Below are 9,241 nucleotides of genomic sequence, written 5' to 3'. Positions count from 1 at the left end.
AGGTTTCGTTGTTTCAGGATTTGGGCGCCCGCTGAAATAGGCAAAAAACGACCAAATTCAAAATACCTACCCTTGAAAGCCTTAATAAGGGGGGCTTTAAATCTTGCTTTTTACTTTATTAAGGCGGACTTTACAATCTTGTCCCCCCTGCCTTATTAAGGTGGGCTAGGGGGGATTTTTTAATTCTTGTAAACCAAGAAGCCATTTATTGCGTCCATCAACGCTTCCGGTTCATCCGCGCGGATTAAATGACTACTATTCTCAAAGATTCTTAAGTCAGCGTTCTTGATACCTCTGGCAATTTCTTCGGAAAATTCTGGAGCGCATATCCAGTCATGGCGCCCACCAATTACTAATGTAGGAGCAGTAATCTTGTGTAATTGGTCACGTACATCATAAGTTCTTAAAAATCCACCAAATGCTTGATTAATAGCATCAATTGAAAGTATTTTATTATCCCAAACCTTTACAGACGTATTTGGGTCGTGTTTTAGTGAGTACATCGGCGCCAGTATTTTAAAGTAATCACGCAGTTGGTCTTCGTTCTCAAAACTGCCATCCCAAAGTCGCTGGGCAACAAGATTTTGTTCTTCAGTACCGCGTTCTTTTAAAATTTGCTTTGCCCGTTCCAAGAATTTGTAACTGGCAGTGCTGACAATAATAATTAGATGCGAGACGTTTTGAGGATAACGGACAGCATACGACAGTCCAACCATACCACCGTAGGAAGCACCGATAACGACAATTTTGTCAAGTCCTAAGTATTGGCGCAGTGCTTCCATATCTTCGACATTGTTATCGAGAGTGTAGGTTTCCTTGGCGCCGCGTTTAGACCGTCCTTGTCCGCGATGGTCAAAATATACTAACTGCAATGAGCGTGTTAAAGCTGAGAAAGTAGGTTTGTAGCCAGTATGGTCGGCGCCGGGGCCACCATGAATTAAAAAAGCAGTGGGTTTAGTGTTAGTACTGTTGTTTTGAACTACTACACTGCACCCTTCAACATCAAAGAATATTTCTGTGTCTCTAATTTTGGCAAACATTGTTTCATTTTAGATACTAGTGCAATTCGTCAGAAGTCAGAAGTCAGAAGGCAGTAGGGTGGGCACTGGTCACCTTTCTTTATGAGGCTTGACGTTGCTTAATTCTGTCGGCGCTACCTGTAGGAATTGATGCAATGAGCTTTTGCGTGTATTCTTCTTTGGGTTGGCGATAGATTTCTTCGGCTGTACCTTGTTCGACGATTTGACCACGGTTCATGACCATGATTCTATCACTCATGAATTTGACTACGCTTAAATCATGGGAGATAAATATATAAGTTAATCCAAATTCGCTTTGCAGTTCTTTGAGTAAGTTCAATACTTGTGCTTGGACTGATACGTCGAGCGCGGATACTGACTCATCGCAAATAATAAATTTAGGATTTAATGCTAACGCGCGCGCGATACAAACCCGTTGTCGTTGTCCTCCAGAAAATTGGTGTGGGTAACGGTTCATTGCGTCAGCACTAAGTCCCACTCGTTCGAGAAGATATGCCGCGCGCTCACGTTGTTCTTTTTTGGTTTTACCGATATTGTGAATTACTAATGGTTCCATTATTGCTTCCCCGACTTTCATACGTGGGTCGAGGGCACTAAATGGATTTTGGAATACAATTTGCATTTGGCGCCGCAATTTTTGTAATTCTTGACCTTTGAGTACAGTGATATCATTGTTTTCAAAGATAATTTGCCCGCTTGTTGGTTCGATAAGTCTTAGTAAAGTTCGAGCAAGGGTACTCTTACCGCATCCCGACTCACCCACAAGTCCCAAAGTTTCCCCGCGTTTGATATCGAACGATACGTCATTAACTGCCCAGAAGTAACGTTTTGTACCGCCAAATACTCCTTTGAGGGGAAAACCGACTTTAAGATTTTTGATTTGTACGAGTGCTGGCTCTTTTTCAAGATTTTCTAGGCGCCGATTAATTTCTTCGATACTAATTTCAATCGGTTCATCGGGTGATTTACCTTTAATGACAATTTCTCCCGCTGGTGTTTCTTCAACACTCATATAGTCTGAAACGGTAAGAAGTTTCACAGGACGACTACTGAGTGTTGGACGACACGCAACTAGTCCTTTGGTATATGGATGTTGAGGATTGTTGAAAATATCATTTGAGGCGCCTTGTTCAACAACCTTACCTTTGTACATTACAGCAACTTTATCAGCAATTTCTGATATTAAGCCTAAATCGTGAGTAATAAAAATCAACGCCATATCGCGCGTTTTTTGCAACTCGGAAAGCAAATCAATAATCGTTGCTTGTACAGTAACATCAAGTGCGGTTGTTGGTTCGTCGGCAATTAATAATAATGGGTTGCAAGAAATAGCCATCGCTATCATCACCCGTTGAAGTTGTCCTCCAGAAAGTTGATGAGGGTAACGTTGGAGTATTGAATCTTTGTGCTGGTTAACTAAGTCGGAGAGCTTTTGAGGTTCGACAGATGAACCAGTATGTTTTGCTGTTTCTAAGTACTGCTCACGCAACTGCTCATCGCTGGGAAGCAGTTTAACTTCTTGCAGTCCTGCGATAGCTTTTTGTTTTGCTTCGCCAGCAGAAATATTTTGGTGACGTAAAATAGCTTCAGTAAGTTGATACCCAATTGTAAACACGGGGTTAAGCGAACTCATCGGTTCTTGGAAAATCATCGCGATATCTCCACCCCGGTAAAGCTGCATCTGTTTTGCAGGCAGTTCAACCAAGTTGACGGGTGAAGTATTTGGCTGAGAGGAAAACATAATCTCACCATTTGTTACCCGTCCCGGAGACTGTAACAAACCCATTACTGCAAACGAAGTCACAGATTTACCGCTTCCTGATTCTCCGACTATACCGAGTGTTTCGCCACGACGCAGGTCAAACGATATACCATCAACAGCTTTGACGCTTTTGCCATCTCCTGGGAACTCTACACGTAAGTTGCGAACCGATAGTATAGTATCACTCATATAATGTATGAATATTAATGAAAAATTATTTGGATTTTAACACTCTTATTTGCAGTTGTATGTTATGTTTCATTTTTGATTCCCTCTAACTCCCTTTACAAGAGGGGAACAAGAGTACAAAGCTGTATTACGTATTTTCTACACAAAACTTTACACTATATTATATTGGCTACACCCTATAAGGGTGGGGCTATACGAACAAAGCCTGCCAAAGCCGGCTAATAAGCTTTATTTTGCGTTTTATTGACAAAGATATGCCTTTAATAACTGAAAATCTAATATTAACAATTATACCCGCGTAGAGACGCGATGTTCCTCGCGTCTCTACAGCACACGGATTTTACAAATAATTTAGAATTGCGGTATTAGGCAAAAAGGTAAAAAACAAACTGAAATATTAGTTCTACAATTGAAGCCTAAAAATAGCAGACCCACACAATTTAGATGAAATATTGATATGGATTTTTCTCAGATCAATCATACTACAATTGAATTACGCAATATTGTCTATTAGATGTGTGTTTCTTACGAATAAAGCTAGAGCGTGTAAAGGCTGAATCAAGTTCGGCGCCCAATTGCAGAAAGAATTCCGGAACCAATTGCGAGTAGCACTAAAGCGATGATGGCTTCTTTGGGGAATGATAAAATCCCAAACGCCTGTAGCAAAAGGACTATAGCTAAAACGATCAATAGCGTACCAGCGACATATAAGAAAACAGAAACGCCAAGATTAGGGGGACGACTCATAATTTACTCTCCTCACTTTAGTTTTTTACTATTATGTTTGTAACACAGAACGTGAGGGAACACTATACCTTTACGGTGAAAGAGATATGTGTTCAGGTTGCTTAATTTCCTGCGAACAAGATTTTCAAGGCAAGTTTCCCAAAATTAACATAATTTTCTTCTCTGAGATTCCTCATGAAAAAAGTAAATTACCTTTATAATTACCAAAGAGCAATAATCAAACAAATATTAAGGCGAAAGTCAGAAGGGAAACAGATTGAAAAAATCTCAAATTATAATTAGGAGTAAGAAATAAAAATGAGCGTTGGCTACTATACAGAATTAAAATTGCCTCAAAATCTAGAACTTCCGATTTGTATCAACGAACTTCAGTATTTCCAAGCTTAAGTTACAAACAAAAGTCGGTGCGTGACGCTACTGGTACTGCGCTTCGTTTTAAAATTTTGGTAGCGTCACGCACCCTACAATTAAAATCAACCATCCGTTACATCCGTTCATCATCCGTTGCTATTCTTTGCTTCAAGCCGGAATTTGAAAATTTGCATAAGTATTAGATAAACAGAAGTATAAGGTATTGGGGTGCGTTCTGAAACTGTGGCGCCAAGAACCGTAATATCTCTGTTGTGAATCATACTCAGTATCAAAGACAATGTTGTAATAAGTTTAATTTTTAACACAAAGATAAAACTGTACTTTTAATTTACTATGTCACGCAAAAAAGAAAGTGGAAGTGGATGTGGATGTTCGAGTATTCCAATCTCGGTTATTCTACTGTTTTTAGGCGCCAGTTACTGGTGGTTTATACATAATGGTAATCTAAATCGTATAGTTAATTATGTTACTAGCCAATTGCCTATTAACCAGCCAGTGGCTACTCCTACCATGAAGGAGGCGCCTAGCTCGTATGAACCTATCGCAACAAATCCTCCGCAAGCTATCCCCACTAGCACACCGACAGCTAAACCAGAAGTTTCACCCACTAGTACACCAACAGTTAAACCAGAAGTACCATTACCTCAAACTGCTTGGGATAAAAAAGTAATTAGAGGAATTTATTTAAGTCGCTATCAAGTTACTAATAATGCTGATGAACAAACGATTCGCGCACGAGTCCGTTATTACCGCGCGCAAGGTTTTAATACAATTATTCATGGAGTGTGGGGTAATGGCTGCACGATGTATAATAGTGAAGTTATGCACCAAATACTTGGATTTAAAAGTTGTCCCAATCAATTCCAAGATAAATGGTTAGATTGGATGATTGATGAAGCGCATAAGCAGGGGATGCAGGTTCATGCTTATTTTGAAAAGGGTATTAAAATAGATAAAAATAGTCCTATCTTTGATTTGGCTATTTCTAAAAAATGGATTGTGCCTGGAGTTGATAGAACTTATGCTGGAATCGAGCATTATGTTTTAGATGTTGAGGTTCCAGAGGTTGCTAATTTATTTAAGAAAATCTCTGTAGAATTTGTCCAAAAGTATCCAACGATTGATGCGGTTCAGTGGGATGATTATTTAGGTTATCACGCTGAGTTACCTGGTCAGGTTGACCGGACTGCCTTTTTAACTAAATTTGTGCAGCAAATGATAGGTGATATGAAAAAAGCTAACCCAAAAGTTAGTTTTGATATTTGTCATCATAACCCTTATTGGGCTAAACGTTATTTTGCGGCTGATTGGCTTGCTTGGAAGGTTGATAGGGTTTTTATTCAAGCTTACAATGATGCTAATTTTAAACAAGAAGTAAATTATGCGGAAAATTATGCTGGTGTGGCAATTACTGATTACCAGTTTGGTCGTTTAAAAGAGTTGGTTGGTAATAATAAGGTTAAGGGTATTTTAGTTTTTCCTTTTTCTGGGAAACCAGAGGAGACCGCTGTTAAGGTGAAAGGGTTTGTAAAATAAAACCTGTAGGTTAGGCGTCCCGCCTGTGCGCTCGGTCAGGCGGGATGCCTATGCTACGAGACTTTGACTTCTTCTGCAAAACTAGCCCAGCGCACGAAGTGAAATGCACCTGCGATAGAACCCCAGGCGTGTTCGTCGGTTTCAAAGTCTCGTCCTCGGTCTAGACTGAAAAATTCTTTTTCGCTAATTTCAAATTCGTTGTCTAGATAAGTTTTTTTGCCGTCACGTTCGACTACACAACCTTTACCCGGTTCGACTCGACCTTTAAAGCTTGTACCTGTCCACTCTACTATCATGTTGCAACCGGGCATTTTTACGAGGTCGTCTTCTGTTAGTGCTTGTAGACGTTCGGGTTCGCGCGAGGCGCCGTAATATTTTTGCTCGTCTTTGAGGGTATAATGTTCGATCTGAATATGGTTATCAGAGGGTATTAACTTCATTACCCGCATTCGGTAGGGTTGATTTAAGGCAAAATGATAAGCTTGTTCGAGAAACAATGTTACCCCTGATAGTATTTCTTGGGGCAAAGGACGGATGCATACACGGATGTGAGCAAAAAATGGTGGGTTTTCGTAAGCTTGTTCTTGGTTGCTGAAGTCCGCTGCCATCAAGCGCGCTAAAGATGCAACATCTGTAGAATGTGTCATTATACCAGGTTTGGATAATTTAATCAGGTCAAATTTGATTCATATTACTATTTATTATTGTAAAGGTTGTAGCAACTTCTAGGACAGGAGAATTTTTGGTTTGATATCGTCAATATTGGCAAGGGAGTTTAAAACACTGGGAAAATAATTATGATTCGTCGTTTAAGTATTATTACTGCACTAACTTTATCTTTAATCTCAACTTCTTCTGTACTCGCACAAACCAAAAAACCCCAGTCACCAGACAAGTTCGCTCCAAACCCTTTGGAAATCAAGGTTTATGACCCATTATTACCCGCGCGCAAGCTTGATCAACAACCTTTAACTCCCAGCGAACAGCAGCAGTTAGAAGTTGCACTCGATAATCTTAACCAAGAAGCTTCTGCTAAATTTCAAGCAGGTAATAAGGAAGAAGCTTTTGATACTTGGAATAGAGAGTTACGTTTACGAAGATATTTAGGAAGTTTGGCTGAAGTCCAAGCGCTATCAAGAGTTGGTGAGATTGCTTGGCGAGATAACGACCGTCAGCAAGTACAATATATTACACAGCGATTACAGTCGATTCAAAAACCAAAAAAATCACAACCTGTTAGCGATATCGAAGTGCTACGCGCGCTTGGTCAAGCTTACCAAAGTGTGCGGGCGCCTAAATTAGCGATTGAAGTTTACAACCAAGTGCTAGCACAAGTACGACAACAGCAAAATAATACAGCAGAAGTTGAGACTCTAACTACAATCGGGTCAATCCATATGAGCTGGTTTGATTATACCCAAGCAGCAGCTACTTATGAGCAATTATTGAATTTAGCTTCAACGCGCGGTGAGCGGGAGAACGAAGTTGCATACCTCAAACAACTAGCATATATATACGAGCAAGCGAGACTACCGCAGCAGTCAGTTAAGATTCGCAGCAAGTTAGCAGAAGTTTATACTAAAGAAAATACTAGAGATGAAATTCCAGCGTTGAGAATGGCTATTGCCTCTGATTACGAAGCTTTAGCAAAACAAGACCCAAGTCAATTAGAGAATGCATTTCAAAATTACCAACAAGCTTACACCATTGCCTGGGAACAAGAACAGTACGTGCGCGCGGGTGAAGCACTACAAAAGTTAATCGCATTATACCGTTCGCAAGGACAAATCGATGAAGCACTGCAAACGAGCCAAATTCTAATCCAAAGCGAAGAACTTGCTGGTAACTTCTATGGTATGATGACTGCTTACGACCAAGTTGGACAAATGTACTTACAGCGTAAACAATTTCCTCAAGCACGCAATGCGTTTGAAGAAGGACTCAAAATAGCCCGACAGCTACAGTACGAAGATAGTTACTTTACACAACAAATTCAAAAAATTCCCACAAATTAAAAACACCGTAGCATAGGCGTCCCGCCTGTGCAGTATTAAATGGCGCCTGTGCAGTGTAGGTCAGGCGAGACGCCTAACCTACGTGAGAATTTCGTAGAGTTTGTCTTCAAATTTTTGCATACACGCTGGCCAGTCAAATTTGAGTATAGACTCGCGCGCTTGTTGTTTCATTTGCGCTTTCAACTCTGGGTTAGAGAGAATTGTAATTACTTTGTTGGCAAAGTCTACGGGGTCATTTGCTTCTGCAAGAAAACCATTCACTCCTGGGGTTACTTGTTCGGATGTTGAGGGAGCTTTTGCTAGAACGACAGGTGTTCCTGATGCTAGTGCTTCATTGTTGGAAGTACAAAAGTTTTCAGTTGTTGATGGGTTGACGTATACATCCGCCCGCGCGTACCATCCTAGTAATTCGGCGCCGTATGACTCACCCCAAATCGTTATACCGTCGTAGTTTTGTGCTAAGGTGCGAATTTCTTCATCCAATGGACCACTGCCAATTATTACTAAGTGAGCATCGGGAATTTTAGCAGTTATATATGGGAATGCTTCAATAAGTTGGGTGACGTTCTTTTCTGCTGTAATTCTACCAACGAATAATAATGTGGGTCGCTTGTCGTCGGGTATGGGGTCGTGAGCAATATTTGCAGGTTGGAACTTTTGACAGTCCACACCCTGGTAAGGTAAATATTCGCTACGCTGCGAGTTGAATTCTTGGTAGCGAGCTAACTGTTCGTGCGAAGGGAACAAATTATAATCGTAAACTTCGCTAAATTTCTTGATGGTTATCGGTAATATGGGACGGACTAAGTTAAAAACTTGCTCACCTAAGTAATATTTGATATATGCAACGATATCAGTATGGAATAATGATACTGTTGGTGTACCTGTTAACTTACCATATTCGGCGCCGAGAGGACGACCGTAGCCTTGTAGATACAATGAGTAAAACCCTCGTAGTTGTGCAGCTTCTTCAATTACCACAACGTCAGGTTTAAATTCTTTTAATAACTCAGTATCGCTCCAATACCGATAATTTAAGGGTTGAGGAAGTGATTTATAGAATATCAGAGGTTGAGTGGGAAAAGCATAGTGTGAAAAATTCGGGAAAGATTTAACATCATCAAGTCCCGGCATTGAACGCTTAGATAATTTTTGAGGATACTTATCGTTAAATTCTGGGTGAATAAGAAAAACGCTGTGTCCTTGCTTGAGTAACCAATGAACTCGATGGTGTACTCCAATTGAAACTCCTGATAAAAAAGGAGCGTACAAACTTGTAATTATTGCAATCCTAAGTGGTTGCTTATTCATAGTTATTTTAACAAAATTTTACGTGTTTAAATATGATGTAAATGCCAACGTTGATAATTGATCCCCCCAACCCACCTTATTAAGGGGGCTAAAGACCGCTCTTTCCCCCCTTCCACGCGCTACGGTGTACACACATCTTTAAATAAACCGCCTTTTTCCCCTCTTTGTGCCCTTTGTGTCTTTGTGGTTTATCTATTTATGGAACCACAAAGGCACAAAGAACACAAAGAAAGATAAGAAAGATAAGAAAAAGAGACTTGTGTGTACAC

General features: G+C 40.2%; 7 protein-coding genes. 2 read left to right on the top strand and 5 right to left on the bottom strand.

Going from position 1 to position 9,241, the window contains the following annotated elements; translation table 11 throughout:
* Positions 1 to 179: 179 nt before the first annotated feature.
* The 3 genes from AC2JBO_RS39775 to AC2JBO_RS39765 form a co-directional block, all read right to left on the bottom strand.
* A complete protein-coding gene (locus AC2JBO_RS39775; protein WP_496959145.1) occupies positions 180 to 1,040 on the bottom strand; it encodes an alpha/beta fold hydrolase in 861 nt (286 codons plus the stop codon).
* Positions 1,041 to 1,119: 79 nt separating this feature from the next.
* Positions 1,120 to 2,991: an ABC transporter ATP-binding protein gene (locus AC2JBO_RS39770; RefSeq protein ID WP_496959144.1), complete on the bottom strand. Its 1,872-nt coding sequence runs from the start codon at positions 2,989 to 2,991 to the stop codon at positions 1,120 to 1,122.
* A gap of 558 nt (positions 2,992 to 3,549) precedes the next feature.
* Positions 3,550 to 3,738 carry a hypothetical protein gene (locus AC2JBO_RS39765; RefSeq protein ID WP_496959143.1) on the bottom strand — a complete coding sequence of 63 codons (189 nt, stop codon included), beginning with the start codon at positions 3,736 to 3,738 and terminating at the stop codon, positions 3,550 to 3,552.
* 705 nt (positions 3,739 to 4,443) lie between these two features.
* Here AC2JBO_RS39765 and AC2JBO_RS39760 point away from each other — a divergent pair.
* Positions 4,444 to 5,646 carry a family 10 glycosylhydrolase gene (locus tag AC2JBO_RS39760; protein ID WP_496959142.1) on the top strand — a complete coding sequence of 401 codons (1,203 nt, stop codon included), beginning with the start codon at positions 4,444 to 4,446 and terminating at the stop codon, positions 5,644 to 5,646.
* Positions 5,647 to 5,699: 53 nt separating this feature from the next.
* Here the strand turns inward: AC2JBO_RS39760 and AC2JBO_RS39755 are convergent, their stop codons facing one another.
* A complete protein-coding gene (locus AC2JBO_RS39755; RefSeq protein WP_496959141.1) occupies positions 5,700 to 6,293 on the bottom strand; it encodes a chromophore lyase CpcT/CpeT in 594 nt (197 codons plus the stop codon).
* Between the two features lie 150 nt (positions 6,294 to 6,443).
* Between AC2JBO_RS39755 and AC2JBO_RS39750 the strand changes: the two genes are divergently transcribed.
* Complete coding sequence (locus AC2JBO_RS39750; RefSeq protein ID WP_496959140.1) at positions 6,444 to 7,661, top strand: tetratricopeptide repeat protein; 1,218 nt, start codon at positions 6,444 to 6,446, stop codon at positions 7,659 to 7,661.
* A 78-nt stretch (positions 7,662 to 7,739) separates the two neighbouring features.
* On the opposite strand, the gene AC2JBO_RS39745 is transcribed toward AC2JBO_RS39750, so the two are convergent.
* A complete protein-coding gene (locus tag AC2JBO_RS39745) occupies positions 7,740 to 8,972 on the bottom strand; it encodes a glycosyltransferase (RefSeq protein WP_496959139.1) in 1,233 nt (410 codons plus the stop codon).
* Positions 8,973 to 9,241: the final 269 nt, after the last annotated feature.

The sequence above is a fragment of the Calothrix sp. CBUCES-K 9914 genome (genome assembly GCF_059640475.1).
This window is presented reverse-complemented; position numbering and strand designations above follow the sequence as displayed.

Excerpts from the sequence above, each read along its gene's own strand:
- AC2JBO_RS39775 (WP_496959145.1), bottom strand. The coding sequence starts at position 1,040 with ATGTTTGCCAAAATTAGAGACACAGAAATATTCTTTGATGTTGAAGGG.
- AC2JBO_RS39770 (WP_496959144.1), bottom strand. The coding sequence starts at position 2,991 with ATGAGTGATACTATACTATCGGTTCGCAACTTACGTGTAGAGTTCCCA.
- AC2JBO_RS39765 (WP_496959143.1), bottom strand. The coding sequence starts at position 3,738 with ATGAGTCGTCCCCCTAATCTTGGCGTTTCTGTTTTCTTATATGTCGCT.
- AC2JBO_RS39760 (WP_496959142.1), top strand. The coding sequence starts at position 4,444 with ATGTCACGCAAAAAAGAAAGTGGAAGTGGATGTGGATGTTCGAGTATT.
- AC2JBO_RS39755 (WP_496959141.1), bottom strand. The coding sequence starts at position 6,293 with ATGACACATTCTACAGATGTTGCATCTTTAGCGCGCTTGATGGCAGCG.
- AC2JBO_RS39750 (WP_496959140.1), top strand. The coding sequence starts at position 6,444 with ATGATTCGTCGTTTAAGTATTATTACTGCACTAACTTTATCTTTAATC.
- AC2JBO_RS39745 (WP_496959139.1), bottom strand. The coding sequence starts at position 8,972 with ATGAATAAGCAACCACTTAGGATTGCAATAATTACAAGTTTGTACGCT.